Genomic DNA, 22,537 nt, shown 5'->3' with positions numbered 1-22,537 from the left:
GCCCAAAGATAAGGAAAAGCAAGAGGGCTTGAAGTCAACGCAGGAAGAGATTCACATAGATCCATACAAAAGGTGTTGCCAGGAGGATGGAGTCAAACCGATCAAGAAATCCACCATGGCCCGGCATAAATGACCCGCTGTCTTTTACATTCGCCATTCGTTTAACCTTACTCTCCAGAAGGTCGCCAAAAGTTCCGGCAACAGCTGCGATCAATGCTATTATTACCGAATGGGTTAAAGAATAAAAATAATTAGTGGTATATACAACAATTGCCATTACAAGAACGCTAAGCATTATACCTCCGATGGTTCCTTCCCAGGTTTTTTTTGGAGAAATAGTGCTTAACGGGGTTTTACCTATCAGGGAACCGACTATATATGCCATAGTATCATTGATCCATATAGAAAAGATAATCAGTATAGGCAAACGCAAATCTTCCCATCTCATTTGCACCAGCAGACCAAAGCTCAGGGAGATATAGAGCAACCCTAGTATGGAGTGTCTGATGTTTCTCAGGTTAATATGCCGAGAAAAAAGCAATTCCATAATTGGCAAAACAAGAATAAGCACTAATCCTACCCACCATGCTATGGCATGAAGCGACAGAACATCAGAAAAAATATCGTTTCCGGTAAAGAACAAAAGAATACACCAGCCCGCTATCATTACCCCATATCGGTGAAAAGGCGTGATCTGTTTATAATCCGGATCAATTTTTTCAAGCAGTTGTTGGTATTCATACCAACATCCGAAATGGATAATTGAAAATAGCATCAGGAACAGCCATTGGTTCCAGAGCATTCCAGCCAACATAACCACTGCAAAAATTATTGCAGTTCCTGTTCTGGTTCTGAATGTTTGCCAGTTAAACGCCATGAAGATTATTTTACTCGTTTTGGTTATCCTGCCTGGCCGGCAATATCAATTCATCATCTGTATCATATATTTCTCCATAATGAGTGTGTGATATTTTTCGCATATACCATAGTATTGCCAGAATGGCCACGAAACTAAAGATAACAAACCCTGGTGGCAGCGGATGTTCCTGGTCAATATATGTTCTATCACGGTAAACATAGATAACCTGGATAGCGTTATTTACGAGGTGACCAATGATGGAGGGCAAGATACTACCGCTGTACCAATATAAGGCGCCAAGAAGAATTCCCAGCATCATTCGGGTAAAGAAACCAAGAAATTGACCATGAAACGCGGAGAATAACATGGCTGTGATAATGATTCCCATCCATGGACTTTTTGTTACCTGAATAAAAAGTCTCTGCAGCACCCCTCTGAAAAAAAGTTCTTCAGCAATTGCAGGCAGAAGGGCAATGATTAACAGCATTAATGCCAGGTCGGCCGGACCCTTCATATCAAGCATTGCTTTTATCAGTTTCCGGGCACTTTCTTCCGCTGCGCGCATTGCCGATTCAGTATCCTTGAGAAAGGAAGGAAAGTGCATGTCCTGATTTAATTTATTAATCCATGCGGCTGCCGGAAATGCGATTATCAGTAAGAGTAAGCCAAGCCACCAAAAATTAGATGGCATGGGCCTTTTAAGTCCGATATACTGTAGTGGGCGATTATGGCTGAGATAGGCAAAAATAAGGGAGGGAATCAGGAATACAACTATAGTTAGCAAGCCCTGGAGGGATCGCAACGCCGGAATTACTCCTGGCTTTTCATAGTCAACAGACTGCAGATCGCTTACAGAAATATCATGCATCCAGGCTACAAACAATTGGACCAGTGAACCCAACACCAGGTAAATGCCAAAGCAAAGGCTCCCGAAAACCAACAACTGCAACCAGGCTGGTTTATACTTAAGATAGGTATTCATATTGGTCAGATGTTGCCATCACGGTTTAAGTTGGTAAATTTGCGGTTCTGCCCGTGGAAGCCATGCTGCAAGATGCATTTTTTTTGTGACCATGCAAGTGCACCTGCGGCAGCTTAACACAAGTCATAATAAAATACTCTATTGATACAGATAGGAAATATAACATTACCTGAGTTCCCATTATTGCTTGCACCTATGGAGGATGTTAGTGACCCTCCTTTCCGTGCGGTATGCAAAGATAATGGCGCTGACCTGATGTATACTGAATTCATCAGTAGCGAGGGATTAATCAGAGATGCCATGAAGAGCCGGCAGAAACTCGACATATTTGATTATGAACGTCCGATTGGCATACAGATTTTTGGCGGCGACGAGGAAGCAATGGCGCTTAGTGCACAAATTGTAGATGCTGTTAATCCCGATCTGCTTGATATCAATTTCGGCTGCCCCGTGAAAAAGGTGGTTACAAAAGGTGCAGGTGCCGCCGTGTTAAAGGATGTAGATATGATGGTAAAGTTGACGGCAGCCTGTGTAAGATCAACTAAATTACCAGTAACGGTAAAGACCCGTTTGGGATGGGATGCTGAATCAATTAATATCAATGATGTGGCTGAAAGGCTACAGGATACAGGTATCAGAGCATTATCAATACATGGAAGAACCCGTAGTCAGTTGTATAAGGGTAATGCAGATTGGAGCCATATAGCCCGCGTCAAAAACAATCCCAGGATCAGCATTCCGATATTTGGGAATGGCGATATTGATTCACCAGAAAAAGCATTGGAATATAAGAACCGATATGGTGTTGACGGGATAATGATAGGCAGAGCTGCCATTGGCTATCCATGGATCTTCAGGGAAATCAAACATTTTCTCTCCACTGGCGAACACCTCACTTCTCCGGATATAGTTCAAAGAGTGGATGTGATTCGCAAGCACCTGCACAGGTCAGTGGAGTGGAAAGGCTTAACACCGGGAATCAATGAAATGCGTCGGCATTACAATAATTATCTTAAAGGACTGCCTAACATAAAAGATTTCCGCCTTAAGCTTGTTACAGTTAAAACTGTTGAAGAAATAGATTATGTACTGGATGAGATAATGAAACAGTATGAAGGCTATCAATTTGAGCGTCGAACCGTTGATATGGACAATATGGCCTATAATTGCGGCTAAGGGTTTGGGTTATTCGAGTATAACAGTTAAAGATTTGTCCATTGGTGAAACAGATGGGGCGAAATACCTCAGGAGCATACCTTTTTCATCTACGAGGTATTTGGAAAAATTCCACTCAGGGGCCTGGTTGCACCAACCATTCAAGTTTGCATCACTCAGCCATCGAAAAACAGGATTTTGGTCATCTCCTTTTATAACAGTTGATTTTTTTGCCAGCGGGAAACTTATTCCATAATTAACTTTACAGAAGTGAGCGATTGCCTCGTCGCTACCCTTTTCCTGTTCCTTAAAATCATTTGCAGGAAAGGCAATGATCTCCAGCCTGTCTTTATATTTATCATAAAGCTTCTGCAGCGTTTCATACTGAGCAGTATATCCGCAATCAGAAGCAGTATTAACGATTAACAATTTCTTGCCTTGCATTGAACCAAGAGATACCTGCTGTCCATTATTTTCGGTATAAGAAATGGAGAAAAGAGAACTGCCTGGCTGTTTTCCTGAATTTTCCAAAATGCCGGATTTGGCACCAAATAATTTTCCTGCTTTCATTATCAATGGATAAATCAATTTCATTATTTGTTGTCTGCCACTCATTTCATTTCCCTTTGAAATAATTATTAGAAATTATACTTTTAAGGACAAGTTTATCGTATCGAATAAATATTTACGTATTATGCTTACCTGATTAATTTTCGAAACAACGACAATTTTCCTTTGAAGGGGGGATATTTCATTGCCGGATCAAACCATGTGGGTGTTTTGAGTACTGCTTTTTCGTGGGTGAAGCAATCGAAAGAATGCTTGCCATGGCAGGCGCCCATCCCACTTGTACCTCGACCACCAAATGGCAGTGCCGGATTGGTAAAATGCCAGCTGCTATTGTTTACAGCGCCACCACCAAAAGGTAAGGCATGTATCCATTTCTCTTCTTTCTCTCTACTGGAAGTATATACATAAAATGAAAGCGGGTTCGGATTTCTTGAGATTATCTCAATGGCTTCATCCATAGTGTTAAATGAGATGACAGGTAGCACAGGGCCGAATATTTCTTCCTGCATAATGGGGGCATCCAGTGAAACTTCATCCATCAACGTGGGCTCAATGTAAAGGTCTGCAGGATTTGTTTTGCCACCAAAGATCACCCGCCCTTGATTTAGATAAGAGCTTATTCGTTGAAATTGCTTCTCATTTATTATTCTACCGTAGTTGTAAGAGGCCGCCGGGTCTTCAGTAAAAAAATCAGTTATAACTTTCTTTAAAGATTCCACTAATCTGTTCTTCACGGAATGATGTACTAATATATAATCTGGAGCGATACACATTTGGCCGGCATTAGAATAAGTAGTGAGTCCAATTCTTCTGGCTGCTACTTCTATATTGGCATCCGCTTCCACTACGCAAGGGCTTTTACCACCGAGTTCGAGTGTTACGGGAACAAGTTGCGCTGCGGCCATCCTGTAAATTGCCTTTCCTACTGCTGTGCCTCCCGTAAAGAAAACATGGTCAAACCTGAAATTATTCATCATGGATGGAATAACAATGGAGCCATCACCTTCGATATAAAGAATTTCATTTTTAGAAAAACCGTCTGCTATTAATTTTTCCATAACCGCCATGGTAGCCGGAGCATGTTCGCTGGGCTTCAGGACGATGGCATTACCCGCTGCCAAAGCACCCACAAGCGGTCCAAAGAGAAGTTGAAATGGATAATTCCAGGGCCCGATAATTAATACAACACCTAAGGGTTCTTTATAGATATGACTGGAAGAAGGAAGATTCATGAGGTTTGTTGAAACCCTTTTGGGCCGCATCCATTTTTTCAGGTTGGCCAATGTGTGATTAATCTCTGAGAGAACAAACCCCAACTCCGTGACCCATGCCTCCTCTTTGCTTTTACGGAGATCAGCATAAAGGGCAGCATACAATTCCTCTTCATACTTTAATAATAATGCTTTCAGGTTGAGCAAGGAATTGCGGCGCGATTCATATGACCTTATTGCACCCGACTTGAAATTGGCGCGCAATCCATTTAAAGCAATCAGCATTTCATCGTCAATGGACTTTTTTTCCGGAATGGCAGCTATTTGCATATTTCAAATTACGACAAAAAAAAGGTCATTAATTATTTCACTTCATACCTTATAACAGTGCTGTAATTTTATTGTTTAATTTCGGAGGAATGACCGAGGAATACTACATGCAACAAGCATTACGCGAAGCTCAACTGGCCTTTGATAAGGGTGAAGTTCCCGTGGGTGCTGTAATTGTCATAGATAATAAGATCATTGCCCGGGGGCACAACCAGGTGGAACAACTAAAAGACCCTACCGCACATGCCGAGATGATAGCTTTAACATCGGCCTTCAATTACCTGGGCGCAAAATATCTTCCTGACGCATCACTTTATGTTACCGTTGAACCATGCCTGATGTGTACCGGAGCATTATATTGGAGTAAAGTAAGAAGGGTAGTTTGGGGTGCTGCTGATGAAAAGAATGGGCATGCAAGGATTACGGGAAATAACTGGCCATTTCATCCAAAAGCTACTATAGAAAGAGGAGTAATGGCTACGGAATGTGCTTCTTTAATGAAGAGTTTTTTTGAGATGCGTCGTTAACTTTTTAACATTACGCTACCCGCTCATTTAACAAATTCTTGTCAATCTTTCGGGGTCGTTTCCAGTCTATGCAGTATAATAAAAAAGATGATGAAAAAGATTTTACTTTTTGTGTTGCCCATGGTTCTTTTTCTTGCGGCCTGTAGCCGCCAGGATACCGGTCCGAGGCAGCCCATAGACGAATCTTACTGGTTACAGCGGGAAAGGGGAATTGTTGCTTATAGCGATTTCCAGTGCGACTATTATATTGTTAAAACGTATAATGGTTTCAGTTTGATGAGAGCATGGGGAGGTTTTACACCATTAAGGGGGTCAGTTATATACGGAGATCTGAATCGCTATGGCATCCAAACCATTTACAACAGATCTGAGGGTTTACTTATGCAGGCCGATGTACGTGATTACTGGATGACCTACTGGGATGCTATTGACCAGATGGATTGGTATTGTAGTACCAGTGGTTTTTAATTATAACATAAACATGGAACATTTAAAGGGCCATCCGGAAAAACGGATGGCCCTTTAAAATTCACAATTCTCTGTTGCCAAAATCACTGATCCCACCAAAGCCTTAATGTATTATCATCAATTGCAGGCACGTTTGCACCGTTTCTGCTGGTTTCTACAGACGGATAAACTAAACGGCGAACGAATGTAGTGGTAGAAGCGTTTGCAGGCATTTCAAAATCTGTATAACCATAATTTAAACGTCTGGCATCATTCCATGTTTCAGGACTAAGAAAAAGGGCTTTATATTTTTCGTCAAAGATGCGTTGAAGGGTTAGGCCACCTTCTCCAACTGCCACCACATCACTAGCCATGTAAGCATCACGATCAGCAGCCGCAACACCCAGTCTGTCAAAGTTGGTGCGGATGCCCTTAAGGTAGGCTGCATATGCCCTTGTTTTATCGCCAGACCTGAAAGCCGCTTCAGCCTCAATAAAGAGCACTTCTTCATAGGTGATTATAAAAAGTGGGGCCTCGTCATTTGAGTAATAGCCTTGCCTGCTTATATAACTTTCCTCATCATCAATACCCGAACCAACCCGACCCACTCCATTAGGTGTGCCGCGATAATCACCAAACTTGGTGAGTGTGGCAATCTTATCGATGCGTTTATCCATAACGCCAAATGTGGTTCCATCCATGGCATCCACAAACTGCTCTGACAACCATCCATCCAGAACCAGTTGCTCATTATTTAAGGCAACGCCAGCCCATGGGTTTCTAATGTCAAATGTTAGTATTGCAGCATCATCATCTATTGACTCATAAGCAGCGTCAACTTCTTCCAAAACTGCTGTTGCATTATACTCCGACGTTTTACTTACCCGGTTTAACATCCTTGCTTTAAGGGCATGGGCTGTTTTGATCCAATTTTCTACGCTACCCTGATGAATAAGGTCAGAATTATCTGTAGGGAGGGTAATGGTAGATCCGGATTGTCCAAGTAATACTACACCCTCATCAAGATAATTAAGTATGGTAGCATATATTGATTCCGCATCGTCATAAACCGGGCGAATAAATTCACCGGTAAATGCCTGTTCAAAAGGTGCGGATCCCCATAGGTCATGAATCTGAATAAGGTCCATGGCCTGCAGAATCCTTGCCACTCCCTGGTACTCAGTTGCGCCACGCTCTCCTCCCATTTTGTAGAGATCATATGAATCACTCAGGTTATCATAGAGTTGAGTCCAGCTACTGCTGGCATCAATTGGCTCGAAAATATCTGTTGCTCCCCCTGGATTGGGAGAAGCAAGGTATTGAACATAATAAGAACTGGTATTAGATACACGGAATACATTTAATGCCGCATCAAATGTTGCCCTTGCAAGCAGTCCATTTAAAGGAGGCCTTGTTGCCTGGTTTGGGTTATTATTAATATCCAGGTATTTTTCACAAGATGTGAGCCCAACTACAGTCCCTGCAACAAGCATAAAATTTATTAGTCTTTTCATAATAAACAAGGTTAGAAGTTAAGGTTTAATGTCATGATATAACTGCGGGTAGCAGGATAAGTAAATCCACTAAACCCATCCATATTGCTTCCGGCATTAAAACTTGATGATTCAGGATCAAATCCATTATAGTCAGTAATTAACCAGAGGTTGTTTCCTGTAAGAGAAATAGAAGCTCCCTGCACGAACGTTTTTTCGAGTATGCTACGTGAGAAGTTGTAAGTGAAACTTAGATTTCTCAATCTTACCCATGATGCGTCATGTACAAAATTTTCAGAAGCGCGACGATAAATATTTCTATAATAACCTGCACCATAGTTTCTGCCATCAGGTCCTAAAGCCTGGCCAAGCCAAACTTGCTGGGTATTAGGTTGCCCATCAGGCAATACGCCATTAAATACTATGGTTTCATTCCTGTTCTCTGTATAATCTGCGATTCCAAAAGCTGCCATAAAATTTTCTAATTGGTTATATCGAAATTGACCTTGCTGTGTATCAAAGAGAAAACTCAGATTAAAGTTTTTATAGGTGAAACTGTTGCTGATACCTCCAATCCATTTTGGCTGGGAGTTACCAAGAATGCGTTGGGTGGGATCATAAACAGGGAATCCGGCATTAGTTCCGGTTGTAGCAATTTGCAGGGGAAGATCTTTATCTAGTGTATTCTTATCGTCGGTTTTATCACTATAATAACGAAGCAATGAAGAACCATAAAGATTACCCACTGCATACCCTGGTACATACTTCATGGTAACGGTGGAACCGACATATCCAAAATGGCTTCCCATTACTATTTCGGTTAGTCCTTCTCGTAATGAAATCACTTTATTTCTATTCCGGGAAAAATTCACATTAACATCCCAGTTAAAATCTCTGCTTTGAACAGGATTAGCGCTTAAACCAAGTTCTATCCCTTTGTTTTCGAGTTCACCTGAATTCAGGATGAACTGCGTATATCCCGATGTGGGTGATACGGATACAGGAATGATTTGGTCCGTACTATTAAGTTTGTACCAGGAAAATTCTAATCCAATTCGGTTATTGAGAAATTTCAGGTCTGTTCCAAATTCCAGTGTCCTTGTTCTTTCAGGAGCCAGGTTAACATCGCCCTTTGAATCGGAACGAGTCCAGAGCACCTGACCATTTGACTGAAGAACACTTGTTCCATAATAAGAATTGGTTCTGTAAGGTGTAGTTCCTTTTCCTATCTCGGCATAACTGGCACGCAGCTTTCCAAAACTTATCCATGAAGGAAGGTCTATCATATCACTGAACACATAAGAAAGACTCACAGAGGGGTAGAAAAATGAATTGTTTCCTATGGTAAGGGTAGAAGTCCATTCATTTCTTGCTGTAACGGTGAGGAACAGATAATTATCCCAACTCATTGTGAGATCCCCAAAAACACTAACCAGTCTGCTCCGGCTAAGTGCTTCGGATGCAGTCCTGAATTTGGTATTATTGAGTGTAAGCAGATCGGGGATATCAAGTTCCTGTCCATCTGCTGTGAGGGAATGACTTTTATAATCCTGAACATCGTGGCCTACACGTAAAACTGTATTAAACTTTTCAGACCAATCATTATTTGCTGAAACAATAAGATTGGAATTGATGATCCTGTTTCCAATACGTTGTTCATTAACAAATCCAAGTCCGTTGTCTTCGTAAACGATCTCATCTACAACACCTTTTGGACCGGGTGCTGTATAGCGCCGGAAGTCACTGTAATTATCAATACCAAAACGATAATCAACTGCGAGCCATTTAAGTGGCTTATAACTGACCAAACCATTGGCTATGATACGGTTTACATTGTCACGCAGCTGATTTGTTGCGGTTCCATATACTGGATTATTGTTTCCATAAGTTTTCATAGTGCCGTCAGGATTTATATAGTCCATTACATCCCAACGTGGCGACCAATAGGTGAGGCTCTCGTTATATCTATCTGCATTATATCTCAAGCCCCCTGAATTGATATAATTTAATGAAGGACTAAAACTTAGCTTATCACTGATTTTAAATTTTCCATTTATCCGGGCACTGATATTTTTATAATCAGTGTTGGGAATTGTACCATACTGTTTGAAATAAGAGAGTGAGGAACTTAGCAATGCAGCTTCGGTTCCTCCAGACATATTGATACTTGCCCTGAATTGGTCGCCCTGTTTATATCCTTGTTTGTAATGATGGTAAATTTTATCGGGATGTGTTGGGTCAATGGCCTTGGCAGCTTCTGTAGTAGGTCCCCAGCTTGGCCAAAAACTGACTGGATTGTAAACTCCATTATTACCCTGGCTGAATGTTCTTTGCACATCAGGGAATTTATTCACCTCGTCTATTCCATACGAAGATGTGAAGCCAACCCTCATCATACCTGCTCTGGCTGATTTAGTTGTAATTACAACAACACCATTAGATCCCAGCGATCCATACAATGCAGTTGCAGCACCGCCTTTCAAGACAGACATAGTTTCTATATCATCAGGATTAATATCCGCCACTCGGTTAGACATTCCACGTAACTGGGATTGATTACTGGAAGATACAGTTGTACTGTTGTCCATAACCACGCCATCAATTACAAACAAGGGTTGGTTGTTGGCATTCGGATCAAGAGAATTTATTCCGCGGATAATGATCCTTGAACCCTGGCCAGGTGCGCCACCTGTACTGTTAATCTGTACACCGGCAACCTTACCCTGCATGGCATTGATGACATTGGGTTGTCGCATATTTACCAGGTCACCCCCTTTAATTTCCTGGGCCGAATATCCAAGGGCCCGCTTTTCCTTTTTGACACCGAAAGCGGTAACGATGACCTCCTCCATTCCTTCCCCTTCCTGAAGACTTATGGATAGCATATTGCTTCCGCCAATTCTTATTTCCTGGGACAGATATCCGGCGTATGATACCAAAAGAATGGTATTATTATCCGGAACGGAAATTGAAAAGTTGCCACCTTCATCAGTTGTAGTTCCAGTATTTGTTCCTTTGATTACAACAGAAGCGGAAGGTACCGCTTCACCTCTGGCATTGGTGACCTTCCCGGTTACTCTTCTTTCCTGTGCCACACCAATGAGTGAAAAGCATAGAAAAAGCAAGAGATTTACCGCAAGCAGTAATTTTCTCATGAATAAATGTTTTAAGTAATTAGAAATGGTTATTACACTAATTTAACGTTTAATGCCGCATAAAATGGCAAAAATTTGCAGACAAGTGCAACTTTAGGATAAATAGTGTGTTAGAAGCTTGAAGTTTTGCCTATTCAGCTAATGGTTTTAAATTTGCAACTCCTCCCATTGAACTTCATATTTTTTTAATCTTTAAATACTGATCTTATGGCATTTACACTCCCTGCGCTCCCTTACTCGCATGAAGCATTGGAACCGCATATTGACACACAGACCATGCAGATACATCATGGCAAGCACCACCAGGCATATGTAGACAATCTGAATAAGGCCATTACAGGCACAGAAAATGAAAACAAGACCATCGAAGAACTTATTGCCAATGCCGGAGCTCATTCAGCAGCCGTTCGGAATAACGGTGGTGGCCACTGGAATCATAGTTTTTTTTGGGATAGCCTTGCCCCAAATGCAGGTGGACAGCCATCGGGTACATTGAATGATGCCATTACGGCTGCTTTCGGATCTTTTGATGGTTTTAAGGAAAAATTTGCCAATGCTGGCATGACGCGTTTTGGAAGCGGCTGGGCGTGGCTGATAGTTAAGAATGGCGCCCTGGAAATCAGTTCCACTCCAAACCAGGACAATCCATTGATGGATGTTGCTGAGGTTAAGGGAACACCAATACTTGGTGTTGATGTTTGGGAACATGCTTATTATCTTAAATACCAGAACAGAAGAGCTGATTATCTCACAGCATTCTGGAATGTTATTAACTGGACAAAAGTTGAGGAACGTTTCAGCGCTGCATCCTGATAAAAGTTCTAACTGTATCTTTATACCCGATCCCGCCAATGGGGCGGGATCTTTTTTTAAAATATATCATGAAAAAGATTTTAACTGGCCTCTCGGCCATTATTCTGTTTGCTGCCTGTTCTACCCCTCCTCAAAAAAAGGTTGTAGTGATGGCAAGTGGTAAACTTGTAGTATCGGGTGATGGCGTAACTATTGAGCCAGGGACCCAGCACAACGAAGAAACCATTAATATCAAAGGTGATAAACTGACCCTTTCAGGTCCGGATGGCAATAAGGATTTTCCTATTACAGAAACCGGCACTTTTTTATTGAATCTGAAAAAAGATACCCTTATCGGAGGATTTCAACCATTTGGGGAAGCAACATCCCGTGAGGGTCGAATCACCCAGGAACAGTTAATGGAGCGGATGGATAGTCTTCAACAACTTATGATGGGTTCTAATGTTGCTGTGGAAAAAAGAAATCATTTCCTGGCTCCGGGAGAAATGAAAAAAATCACTCCGGCTGATAATGCAATTCTGGTTGGACCATTCAAAGGAATGCCTGCTTCATTGACACCAGATAAAAATGGCAAGGTGCCAGAGGTCTATAAATTTATTACCAATAAGGATGCGCGGGAAACTTTGGGCAGGCTGGAGAAGATGCTTAAAGCTGAAGGTGAATAATATTTGGGTAAGTCAGGGTACGGGATCATAGCCCGATCCTCCCCATGGGTGGCACCGACCTATACGTTTTATAGTAAGCCAGAAGCCTTTGAAAACCCCATATTTTGTAAATGCATCGAGGCTATATTGTGAACATGTTGGCGTAAACCTGCATTTTGGTCCCAGTACTGGCGAAATACCCCACTGGTAGAACCGGATCAATCCAATAAAGGGAAAACTCAAAATTTTCTTCAATTTTTCCATACATTAACTGATTGGTGTTTAGGGTTTTTCAGAAAGCAATCGTTGCAGTTTTTCCAATGATTGACCGGTTGCTTTTTCACATATATCCAAACCAGGCAATTCCCTACCAGTATATATCAAAAACAGGTCCACCCTTATCTGCAATGAATCTACCAGCCCGGTAAGCCCATGTTTTTGTGTGCGATACGATTCGCGTAAAAGTCTTTTGATACGGATGCGGTCAACCGCTTTCCTGAAATGACGTTTGCTTACCCCTACTCCTGTGAGAATACCAGATTTTTGTTCGAGAACATTTGCATTGCCTGGCTGTGTGGTTAACACCGGACCTAACATCTCTACTTTATAGTAGATCCTCAATGGATGAATAGTAAAGCTTTTACCGTTCTTGAACAGTTCATCGATCTTTTTGCGATGCTTTAGCCTTTCAGATTTCCTTAATGAGTTGATCATGATTCTCCGGTATCTGACACATGTTCGAACATCACCCGAACATCTGTCAGACACCTATTTTATACAAAAATAGCTCCCGACCGGCATAAAGCGGTGGAGCTATAAATATCATCGAAACCTCGCACAAAGGCGGGATCAGATTACTTTAATTTGCTTTCAGAAGAAACGCTGAGTTTCTTACGACCTTTCGCACGACGGCTAGCCAGCACTTTACGGCCATTGGCGGTTTGCATGCGCTTGCGGAATCCGTGAACGGACTTACGACGACGACGGTGTGGTTGAAATGTTCTTTTCATTTTACAAGTTTTTTACTAGCCCAAAAAATAGTCGCCTGTGGAGAGCCAGACGATTGAATTCCAATCACATCGGGCCACCATACCCGCTTGTGTCGTGAAAGGGACGGCAAAGGTAAGGAAATTTATCATTTTGATCTACTTCCTGAAGAGAAAATTCCAGTTAGTTTTGAAAACAGCAAGGCTAACCTAATTCTACCTTGGCGGCCATTACCCCCTGCCCATAAAATATACCAGCATGCCGTTCAAAATCCACCACATCATCTGTTGTGCAGAACCTCCTGCTACCACCCGTTGAGATTCGCACTACCAGCTCAGGATGGCGTTTGAGGTAGTCAGCCAGGCTAACAGCAACAATTTCACCTTGTTGTAATAACCGGATTCCCTCTGGCAGAAATTGCCTGATCTTCTTTTCAAGCAGGGGATAATGAGTACATGCGAGTAGTATTGTATCAATGTTTTCACCCTTGTCAAGAAGTATTTTTATATCCTGTTCTACAAAATAATCTGCACCCGCCTTATCATACTCATTGTTTTCAACTAAAGGAACCCACATCGCACAGGCATGTTGATGTACTTTAAGTCCGGGGAAGAATTTAGCAATCTCGATGGGATATGATCCGGAAGACACAGTACCTGGAGTTGCCAGTATACCCACTTCGAAGCTGGTGGAATAATTACCAATAACCTCTGTAGTAGGGCGAATTACGCCCAGTATCCTTCTATCAGGGGCCAATTGAGGCAGGTCATTTTGCTGAATAGACCGCAGTGCTTTTGCAGAAGCGGTGTTACAGGCGAGTACCACAAGCTGACAGCCCTGGCTAAAAAACCATTTTACTGCTTGGAGGGTATAGCGATACACGGTATCAAAACTCCTTGTACCGTATGGAGCCCTGGCATTATCGCCCAAATAAACATAGTCATATTGTGGCAGGGCTTTTACGATCTCCTTCATTACGGTGAGCCCTCCATAACCAGAATCAAAAATTCCTATCGGGGCATCGGCGAGTTCGCCAAGCAGGGAAGCCAGAGGGTCGCCCAGAGGCAATTCTCCGGGTTCTCTACTGGCAGGTACGATGGGAATATTTTCTGCAATGCTATCATTCCTAATAGCATCCTTGTTATCTGTTATCATACCTTTCAAAAATAACCCGATAACAGTTAATAAAATAACAAACGCCAGGATGCTATCCCGGCGTTCATACAGAGCCTGTGAAAAGTATCTTTATTTAAGACCCAGTTTCTTTTTTACCATTGGCAACAGATCATCGCCCGGAGGAGAAACAATCAGATATTCTTTAGGAAGTACATAAGTGTAGCCATTCTCTTTTGCTACAGCATTTACTGCATCCATGGCTTTTTTCTGAATCGGTGCGCTCAGCTCTTCCTGCTTTTTTTGAAGTTCCTGCTGGATACGCTGCTCTTCACCCTGCAGTTCCTGAAGTTTCTTCTGGAGATCCTGGCGCTTTACTTCTTTAACTGCGCTTGTCATCTTGGAAGAATCGGCATTAAACTTCTGGATGCCTTCATTGAGTGCATTCTCTTTATCCTGTGCGCTCTGGATCATTGCGTCACGGAATTGAACAAGGGCAGAATCTGCTTTCTTTGCTTCAGGCATAGCAGCAACTACTTCATTGAAACTGATGTAGCCGATCTTACTTTGCGCTTGTACACTGCTGCTAATCAGAACCAGCGTCACAGCCACCATTAGAATTGATAAAACTTTTTTCATGCGATTTTTTGTTACTTAAAAGTTGTTTTAGTTGTGGTTTTAGTTGTCTTAACAAATTGAATTAGACATTATTTAACACCAAGCTCCTTGAGTACATCTTCACTCTTGTCGAGTTTGGGATCGGCAAATATAACAGTAATTCCTTCACTTTTATCCAAAATAAAGTCATACATGCGGGCCACTGCAATTTTCTGAATAGCGGTGTAAACCTTGTCCTGAACAGGTTTCACGAGTTCCTGGCGGAGTTTGAAAAGATCACCCTCGAAGCCAAACCTTTTACGCTGGAGTTCTCTGACTTCTTTTTCCCGTACAAAGATCTCATCTTCCCTTTTTTTGCGAAGTTCCGTACTAAGCATGACTTGTTCAGCCTCGAAGTCTTTATACATTTTATCTAGTGCTGCCTGCTTATTATCGATCTCTTTTTGCCACTGCTGACTGAACTGATCAAGTGATTCCTGCGCCTGTTTATACTCAGGCATTTTGTCAAGAATGAATTTGGTATCCACGATGGCATAACGCTGTGCCTGGAGCGACATGGAAGCCGCAACACATACGAGAATCGCTAATATATACTTTTTCATACTGATCATTTATTGGTAAAATTATAGTCCTTATTCTGGTTCAAATCCTAACATAAAGGTAAACCTTGCCGCATCACGCAATTTGGTATTTGGCCCCATTCTGTCAAATCCAACCCCATAATCGAAACCTAGTAATCCGAACATCGGTAAAAAGAAACGCATACCCAAACCCGCACTGCGGCGCAATCTGAAAGGATTGTAATCTTTATAATCATACCATCCATTGGCGGCTTCAAAGAACGCAAGTCCAAAAATGGTACTGTTAGGATTAGTTGAAAATGGATATCGTAATTCCAGAGTATACTTATTAAAGATCGTGAAGAACTGTGCTGCCTGTGATTTATCAGGGTTCACAGTTGGATCTGAATTATCATAAACCGGATAACCACGGTGTGCTATGATATCATATCCGAGTATCCCGAAGTTATTCTGCAAACCGGCATCACCAACCTGGAATCTTTCAAATGGCGAATATTCAAGCTTTTTGTTATAACGCCCCATAAAACCATACTTGGCAGCAGCTTTCAACACAAACTGCCGGCTTTTATCGGCCCCCATTGCTTTTCCAATAGGAACATACCATTCACCTGTAAACCTCCACTTATGAAACTCCGGTAGCTCATATGGGTTGCCGGCCTTTACACGGTCGGGGTTGAAGAGAGAATATGGCGGTGTTGCCTGTACGCTGGCAAGGAAACTTGACCCACTTCTCGGAAATATTGGCTGATCAATTGATGACCTGCTAAGTGAAAGCTTAAGACTTAAATTATGCGCTGTTGTATTATCAAGTCCTGGGAACAGGTTTGGATAATTACTGAGTTTATACTGTGTAAAATTAAGAGCATAAACCAGCGTGAAATAATCATCAGGCCATCTGAGCTGCTTACCCAGCGCTACTGACATACTGATGGCACGAAGGAAAGATGTATCTGCAGCTTTGCGGTCATACCTGCCTGTTAGATAGTTATATGAATTGGCAAAACGTGTGCTGTTGAAACTTACTGTAAAAGAGTTGCGTCGCTTTCCACCAAGCCAGGGTTCAGTGAAGGAGAAATTATAAGACCGGAATTGTCGGCCATTACTCTGCAAACGGAGGCTAAGTTTTTGTCCATCTCCGGTAGGCAGAGGATCCCATGTTTCTTTATTGAAAATGTTGCGGATCGAAAAGTTGTTGAAGGTAACACCAAGTGTTCCTGTCAAGCCTATACCACCACCCCATCCTGCAGAAAGTTCCAACTGGTCATTTGATTTTTCTTCGAGCTTATAATTGATATCAACTGTTCCATCATCAGGATTGGGAACAGGGTTGATGTCAATTTTTTCCTGATTGAAATAACCGAGGTTAGCGATCTCCCGCTGTGAACGTATTAAAGCGGCGCGACTGAATTTATCGCCAGGGACTGTACGTATCTCACGGCGGATTACATATTCCTTTGTTTTGTCATTCCCGGAAATATTCACATTCTTAATTGTGGCTTGCGGCCCCTCACGCATACGGATCTCGAAATCTATTGTGTCATTGTATACAGCGGTTTCCACAGCGGTAACGTCTGCAAACAAATAACCATCATCCATATAGAGTCCTTTGATATCTCCACCTTCAGCACTCATCTGAACACCTAACTTTTTATTAAGTGTTTCCACATTATAGATATCCCCTTTCTTAATTCCAAGGATTACATTAAGTATAGAATCTCCATATTTTGTATTCCCCTTCCAAGCTATATTACCGAAATAATAGCGTCGACCTTCTTCAACTTTGAGGTCAATATTAAGGTTGCCGTTATTAGAATAGTATTGCGAGTCTTCAACGATGTTGGCATCGCGGTATCCCATGGAGTTATAATACTCCAATACTTTTTCTTTGTCCTCATCAAATTTCTTCTGGTTGAATTTAGCGGAGCTGAAAAGTTTGAAACGGAAATAAGGATCTAAATAATCTCTTGTTTTGCTAAGAGAAAGGAAGCCCCAGTCTCTCATGTACTCACCAAACTCCATCGGTTTTTTAACACCGAAACTGCTTGAATCTTTTTCGGGGTAGAGGCTGATCCTTGTCATCTCTTTGGTACCCTTCATTTTTTTCTTCAGCTTCAGTTCATTTACCATTTCATTGCCGTAGAAACTTACATTGTTTATCCTTACTTTATTTCCTTTGACAATATTGAAAGTAAGCTGTTGTGTATTTACAAATGCAGTATCTGCTCTTTCTGTGATGCTAACCCTTGCACCCCTGAATCCTTTCTCGATATAGTATTTCTCGATGTTTTCAATAGCAGTACGCTTCATATTCTCTGTAATCACGCGACCTTTAACAAGTCCGGTTTTACCTTCCAAATCTTCAGCTTCGGATTTTTTTACCCCTCTGAAAACAAAGCCTGATAAACTTGGTCGTTCTGCAACATTGATCTCGATAAATAGATTACTGCCTTCAAGCCTGGTATAAAAAATCTGAACATCGGAGAACAGGTTTTGCTTCCACAGGTTATTGATTGCTTTGCTGATATTATCGCTTCCAGGAATAACCACTTTATCACCAACTGATAAACCGGAGATAGATAAAAGCAATGCCTGATCGCGGTATTTGGTACCTGTAACCTCAATGCCTGCTATAGTATATTCTTTGGGAGTTTTTGCATTTACCAATGCCTCCAGGTCAGGGTCGATCCCTTTTGGACCTGTGGTATCAGGTTGTTGGGCCTGCGCGCTAAATCCGATCAACATAAGCAGTAAGGCCACAACGGCTAATCTTCTGTGCATCCAGTTGGTTTTATAAAGTAGGCAAATTAAGGTGATTGTTTAAAAAAGCTTTGTTAAAGGGGAGCATCCTGCACCTGTGCGCTGGTTTTTCCAAAACGCCTTTCACGTTGCTGGAACTCAATGATCGCCTCATAAAGATTTTCTTTCCTGAAATCGGGCCATTTAACATCCGTGAAATAGAGTTCAGCATAGGCTAGCTGGTATAATAGAAAGTTACTAACCCGGTATTCTCCACCTGTTCGGATCATTAGTTCGGGATCGGGGAATCCGCTGGTGCATAAATATTGGCCGATGGTTTCCTGGCTGATCGCTTCGGGAAGCAATGCTCCATTTCTGGCTGCAGATGCTATCTTTTTTACCGCTTCCAGAATCTCCCACCGACTGCTGTAACTCAATGCCATCACGAGATTCATTCCATCATTATTGCGCGTAATATCTAGTGCCTCCTGCAATTCTATACGAGCATTTTCAGGTAACATTGTTATATCTCCTATCACATGAAGCCGGATCTTATTCTTATTAAGCGTATCCACTTCTTTCCGAATAGTATCTACTAATAATTCCATCAGACCATTCACTTCATATGCTGGCCGATCCCAATTCTCAGTGCTGAAAGCGTAGAGCGTAAGGAAACCAATGCCGAGTTCAGCTGCACCCTCCACTACATTACGCACGCTTTCCACGCCATGAAAATGACCAAAGAGCCTGTCCTGACCCCTTTCCTGTGCCCATCTGCCATTCCCATCCATTATGATGGCTATGTGGCTGGGAAGTTTTTGCCTGTCAATTTTCGCTTCGAGCGAACTCATATTATCAAATTTCAGGGGGCGAATGTACGAAAAAAGGGCAACAAGGGCTAAAGGGTTTCGGTAGACCTAAAGCTTAGCGGTGGGACATTTATAGGATGTAAGATTGAAGCTGAGTGTAAATTGTGCGGTAACAAACTGGTCCTTTTGTTTAGCATATCCCCGTTGCCGGCCTTCAATTCCGATCGGTTCACCTATTTCATAGCTGCGGTCCTGTAGCTGACCGGCTATTGATGGCTGACCGCCTGGTAAAGGAGGAAATTTATCAATGCCAACGTAAGTAGTACTTACATCATCCAGGTAATCAGTATTGGTGAAGCGATGGAGAACCTCAAATCCAAGGTTCATTTTCTCATTAAGTGCATATTTCACACCTACACCAAAGGGGATTGCGTAAGCCATAGAACTATAAGGCTTCCTTTCGGGATAAAATTCAGATCCCTGCCCTTCTGTACCAAGGGGTCGCAAAAAATGCTTTTCCCCATTCAGGTAGGCATAGGGGTCATAACTGAAAATACTGGCACCTAATGTTACATATGGAGTAAAACGGTATTCATCCGTACCGGGCATAAAACGGAAGAAATTGAAATCACCCTGCAATGCCAGCTCCCAAATACTGGTATTAAAGCTGAGGTTGCGTTGGCGCTGGAAATCATTATCATCGTAATATTTATCGGCATAGCCCACCTGTGCAAATTGAGCACCCACCCTTACAGCAATATAGTTTCCAAATTGTTTGCGGAAAAATGCTCCCACAGCCAGTTTGGGGCGATTCACCCTTGCCCTGGTATTCAGATCACCAAAATAGTGTGCAGCACCTAAGGCCACCCCTATTTCACCGGAATGCGTAATTGCTTCCATCTGTGCGTTTACGCCTGTCTGGAGACCCATAACCACCATTACTGCGAGCAATAATTTCTTCATAAAATGCAATATAGAAATAAATAAGGTCTGGAATCGAACGAAAACCCTGCCATATTTGGTATAAATGAAATGCTAATTGCGTGTATCCAACCCCCAGGACAATTTGTTGCGGAGTGTTCCCAGGAAATTATTCTCATTTAGTCTCACAATACTTACATCAAATTTCTCCCTTTTTACAGCCAGCTGGATATTACGGGTCACAATTTCTCTCCTACTGTCTAGCGCGCAAATAAAATGTTCTGACCTTCCTTCTACTTCAAAAGAAATAATGTTATCGTCGGGTACAATAATGGGCCTCACATTCAGATTATGCGGTGCTACCGGTGTTATTACAAAGCTTCCTGATTCAGGAAATACTATAGGTCCTCCGCAACTAAGTGAATATCCGGTTGATCCAGTTGGAGTACTTACTATCAATCCATCCGCCCAATAGGTATTCAGGAATTCGCCATTTAGATAAGTATGGATCTTGATCATTGGAGAGATGTCCTGTTTATGAATAGCAAATTCATTCAGGGCATAAGGAGTTTCCCCAAATAACTGGCGGTCAGCATCCAGGTGAATCAGTGATCGCTTGTCGATTACGAAACTTCTGTCGGCCATGGAAGCGATGGCGGCTTTGAGGTCTTCCTTACCGATGGAAGCCAGAAATCCCAATCGTCCGAAATTGATACCTAAAATGGGAATATTCTTATCGCGTACCAGGGTTACTGTATCCAGAAGCGTTCCATCCCCTCCCAGACTTATTATAAAATCTATGGTCTCATCAAGGTCGCCAGATGCCGTAAATGTGGTGAAATTATGATCATGAAATTTTACGGAGCCAATGATCTGTTCAAAAAAAGGCTGGTATATAACTGGTTGGATATTATAATTCTCCAGTTCTGTGAAAAGGTCCTGGATTTCACGGTGATCACTCTGATCTAAAAGCCGGCTGTAGATCGCCACGCGCATATTGAGGAATTTAACCGCTGAAAGATAATGCTTTATAACTAAGCTCCCCGGCGGTGGGATCAAAAATCGTTTTTGAAATGAAAAAAGAAACCTCGCTGCCCAAAATGGTTGGCGCTGTATTCAAGGCGTACTACAATATCATATAAGGTAACTATATCGAGTCCGGCTCCTGCTGTATACAGCATTCTGTTGGCATAGGAGTTATTATCAAATGTTTTATTGATAGAGAATCCCATATCTGTATAGCTTTTGGCATACAGGCGAAAAGGGATATGATCATGACTTCCTTTCTTAACTGGAAGACGTACATTAAAATTGAATATTTCACGACGAAGTGTGTTTCTGGCCATAGCGCCTGCAACGCCATCGATAACATATTTTTCAAGCCCGCGCAAATAGAAATCACCGTATCCAAATAAGCGGTGATTACGGTATGGTTGCTTAAATGGAAGTGTCAGCATTCCGGCAAATTGCAGTGAATAGGAAAATTTCTTTTTCAGATCCCATGCCCTGGTTCCTTTAAGATCAAGGTTCCACATTCCGGGATCGTTGCCGAAACCACGCCGTGTAATTGCAGCATAAGCTAATACTCCTTTCAGGGGATAGGGGGCATAATCAACATTTACATGGGAGATCGAGTAGGTAAGTTCGGGAACCGCTATTTTTTTCTTGCCGCTAAGGCTCAGGTACTTAGGATTAATTTCCAGAACTGCATTATCCACCTCATTCACCCAATATCCGGCCCTAACGCTATGACGGGTCTGTAAACCTGGCCGGTAATTAAACTGAACAGAACCTCCGTACATGGTTTCAAGAAAGGTTCCTGATTTGGGAAGTGAATCAGATTTGAGAAAAAATTGCTGGTTATTGATCGTATTGACATTGATTTCCTTTAATCCGGAGTAAATGAAATTTACCGCATAACCTTTCTTAAGCGATTTATCTGCATAGGGCTGGTCGTAAGAAAGTTGCAATTGCTTTGCATAACCTGTTATTAACCAGAGCTTTAGCTTGTCATTTCGCCCTGTGGTATTATAATAAGTAAACTTTGCACCATAATTGATTCGGTCCAGACTATACCCTTTTTGCGCCCAGGTTTGCAAGTTTCGATCAACCGGCTTGAAATAAGGAATGGGGAAAATATACCACCTTTCTTTTACATCTACCTGCACTTCAACCATATATCCCCGGAATCTTTTAAGGGATATAACTACTTCATTAAAAAGCCGGGTATTGATTAATTGCTGCTTTCCAAGCCGGAATTTATCTACCAGTTCATTTAGCACAACGGAATCACCTTCCTGAAAAGGCAGTTCTCGTTTTATCACATAATCCTTGGTTTTTTTATTGCCACTGATGGAAATAAGGCTTACTACAAAGGGTTTGCGGCCTTTAAGAGAATCGGGAAGATTGTCAATATTAATAGGAACACCTTCTTCACTTCCAGCTATTCCTGATTCAGCAACAGATGGAATGATCGACTGCGATCGAACGAAACAACTCGTACAACAAATGGCTGCAACCAATAGGGTTCTATATTTCCACACCATACTCATACACTATACACGGGGTTATGAAAATACAGGATTA

General features: G+C 42.0%; 22 protein-coding genes. 5 read left to right on the top strand and 17 right to left on the bottom strand.

The genetic code is table 11. The annotated features are described in order from the left end of the window. Nucleotides 1–34: 34 nt before the first annotated feature. Together HY58_RS00870 and HY58_RS18615 are read right to left on the bottom strand one after the other, a co-directional pair. Nucleotides 35–877, bottom strand: a complete 843-nt coding sequence (locus HY58_RS00870; RefSeq protein ID WP_039126358.1) for a phosphatidate cytidylyltransferase — start codon at nt 875–877, stop codon at nt 35–37. A gap of 10 nt (nt 878–887) precedes the next feature. Further along, nucleotides 888–1,841, bottom strand: coding sequence for a CPBP family intramembrane glutamic endopeptidase (locus tag HY58_RS18615; RefSeq protein WP_052323723.1), 954 nt, complete (start codon nt 1,839–1,841; stop codon nt 888–890). Between the two features lie 141 nt (nt 1,842–1,982). On the opposite strand from HY58_RS18615, the gene dusB reads away from it, so the two are divergent. Beyond that, complete coding sequence (dusB, locus tag HY58_RS00860; RefSeq protein ID WP_039126356.1) at nt 1,983–3,017, top strand: tRNA dihydrouridine synthase DusB; 1,035 nt, start codon at nt 1,983–1,985, stop codon at nt 3,015–3,017. A 9-nt stretch (nt 3,018–3,026) separates the two neighbouring features. Here the strand turns inward: dusB and HY58_RS00855 are convergent, their stop codons facing one another. Both HY58_RS00855 and HY58_RS00850 read right to left on the bottom strand, forming a co-directional pair. Beyond that, nucleotides 3,027–3,590, bottom strand: coding sequence for a glutathione peroxidase (locus tag HY58_RS00855; protein WP_253271473.1), 564 nt, complete (start codon nt 3,588–3,590; stop codon nt 3,027–3,029). 104 nt (nt 3,591–3,694) lie between these two features. Further along, nucleotides 3,695–5,107, bottom strand: a complete 1,413-nt coding sequence (locus tag HY58_RS00850; protein ID WP_253271472.1) for an aldehyde dehydrogenase family protein — start codon at nt 5,105–5,107, stop codon at nt 3,695–3,697. Nucleotides 5,108–5,196: 89 nt separating this feature from the next. On the opposite strand from HY58_RS00850, the gene HY58_RS00845 reads away from it, so the two are divergent. Both HY58_RS00845 and HY58_RS00840 read left to right on the top strand, forming a co-directional pair. Then, entirely contained in the window at nt 5,197–5,634 is a 438-nt protein-coding gene (locus tag HY58_RS00845) for a nucleoside deaminase (RefSeq protein WP_039126351.1), read from the top strand. Nucleotides 5,635–5,724: 90 nt separating this feature from the next. Continuing rightward, nucleotides 5,725–6,102 (top strand): hypothetical protein, encoded by a 378-nt coding sequence (locus HY58_RS00840; protein ID WP_172644578.1) that lies wholly within the window; start codon nt 5,725–5,727, stop codon nt 6,100–6,102. Nucleotides 6,103–6,185: 83 nt separating this feature from the next. Here HY58_RS00840 and HY58_RS00835 read toward each other — a convergent pair whose 3' ends face one another. Further along, complete coding sequence (locus HY58_RS00835) at nt 6,186–7,595, bottom strand: SusD/RagB family nutrient-binding outer membrane lipoprotein (RefSeq protein ID WP_039126346.1); 1,410 nt, start codon at nt 7,593–7,595, stop codon at nt 6,186–6,188. Nucleotides 7,596–7,606: 11 nt separating this feature from the next. Further along, complete coding sequence (locus HY58_RS00830; protein ID WP_039126343.1) at nt 7,607–10,729, bottom strand: SusC/RagA family TonB-linked outer membrane protein; 3,123 nt, start codon at nt 10,727–10,729, stop codon at nt 7,607–7,609. 207 nt (nt 10,730–10,936) lie between these two features. Between HY58_RS00830 and HY58_RS00825 the strand changes: the two genes are divergently transcribed. Beyond that, nucleotides 10,937–11,542, top strand: coding sequence for a superoxide dismutase (locus tag HY58_RS00825; RefSeq protein WP_039126341.1), 606 nt, complete (start codon nt 10,937–10,939; stop codon nt 11,540–11,542). 68 nt (nt 11,543–11,610) lie between these two features. Further along, a complete protein-coding gene (locus tag HY58_RS00820; protein ID WP_156123523.1) occupies nt 11,611–12,207 on the top strand; it encodes a hypothetical protein in 597 nt (198 codons plus the stop codon). 12 nt (nt 12,208–12,219) lie between these two features. Here the strand turns inward: HY58_RS00820 and yidD are convergent, their stop codons facing one another. From yidD to HY58_RS00775, 11 genes are all read right to left on the bottom strand, one after another. Next, nucleotides 12,220–12,450 (bottom strand): membrane protein insertion efficiency factor YidD, encoded by a 231-nt coding sequence (gene yidD, locus HY58_RS19130; protein ID WP_072037556.1) that lies wholly within the window; start codon nt 12,448–12,450, stop codon nt 12,220–12,222. An 18-nt stretch (nt 12,451–12,468) separates the two neighbouring features. After that, nucleotides 12,469–12,900 (bottom strand): ribonuclease P protein component, encoded by a 432-nt coding sequence (gene rnpA, locus HY58_RS00815; protein ID WP_052323721.1) that lies wholly within the window; start codon nt 12,898–12,900, stop codon nt 12,469–12,471. A gap of 140 nt (nt 12,901–13,040) precedes the next feature. Continuing rightward, nucleotides 13,041–13,196: a 50S ribosomal protein L34 gene (gene rpmH, locus HY58_RS19125; RefSeq protein WP_072037555.1), complete on the bottom strand. Its 156-nt coding sequence runs from the start codon at nt 13,194–13,196 to the stop codon at nt 13,041–13,043. Nucleotides 13,197–13,377: 181 nt separating this feature from the next. Beyond that, nucleotides 13,378–14,328, bottom strand: coding sequence for a glutamate racemase (gene murI / locus HY58_RS00810; RefSeq protein ID WP_082022011.1), 951 nt, complete (start codon nt 14,326–14,328; stop codon nt 13,378–13,380). 90 nt (nt 14,329–14,418) lie between these two features. After that, nucleotides 14,419–14,925 carry an OmpH family outer membrane protein gene (locus HY58_RS00805; RefSeq protein WP_039126336.1) on the bottom strand — a complete coding sequence of 169 codons (507 nt, stop codon included), beginning with the start codon at nt 14,923–14,925 and terminating at the stop codon, nt 14,419–14,421. A 68-nt stretch (nt 14,926–14,993) separates the two neighbouring features. Further along, nucleotides 14,994–15,506 carry an OmpH family outer membrane protein gene (locus HY58_RS00800; RefSeq protein ID WP_039127703.1) on the bottom strand — a complete coding sequence of 171 codons (513 nt, stop codon included), beginning with the start codon at nt 15,504–15,506 and terminating at the stop codon, nt 14,994–14,996. Between the two features lie 30 nt (nt 15,507–15,536). Further along, nucleotides 15,537–18,263 carry an outer membrane protein assembly factor gene (locus HY58_RS00795; protein ID WP_039126333.1) on the bottom strand — a complete coding sequence of 909 codons (2,727 nt, stop codon included), beginning with the start codon at nt 18,261–18,263 and terminating at the stop codon, nt 15,537–15,539. A 53-nt stretch (nt 18,264–18,316) separates the two neighbouring features. After that, nucleotides 18,317–19,072 (bottom strand): isoprenyl transferase, encoded by a 756-nt coding sequence (locus HY58_RS00790; protein WP_039126330.1) that lies wholly within the window; start codon nt 19,070–19,072, stop codon nt 18,317–18,319. Nucleotides 19,073–19,138: 66 nt separating this feature from the next. Further along, nucleotides 19,139–19,993: a DUF6089 family protein gene (locus tag HY58_RS00785; protein WP_039126327.1), complete on the bottom strand. Its 855-nt coding sequence runs from the start codon at nt 19,991–19,993 to the stop codon at nt 19,139–19,141. Nucleotides 19,994–20,065: 72 nt separating this feature from the next. After that, nucleotides 20,066–20,947 (bottom strand): NAD kinase, encoded by an 882-nt coding sequence (locus tag HY58_RS00780; RefSeq protein WP_039127701.1) that lies wholly within the window; start codon nt 20,945–20,947, stop codon nt 20,066–20,068. A gap of 59 nt (nt 20,948–21,006) precedes the next feature. Next, nucleotides 21,007–22,497, bottom strand: a complete 1,491-nt coding sequence (locus HY58_RS00775) for a POTRA domain-containing protein (RefSeq protein ID WP_172644577.1) — start codon at nt 22,495–22,497, stop codon at nt 21,007–21,009. Nucleotides 22,498–22,537: the final 40 nt, after the last annotated feature.

This window comes from Flavihumibacter sp. ZG627 (genome assembly GCF_000814325.1).
Classification (GTDB): domain Bacteria; phylum Bacteroidota; class Bacteroidia; order Chitinophagales; family Chitinophagaceae; genus Flavihumibacter.
The sequence above is the reverse complement of the archived record's forward strand: the minus strand, read 5'-3'. Positions and strand labels throughout refer to the sequence as shown.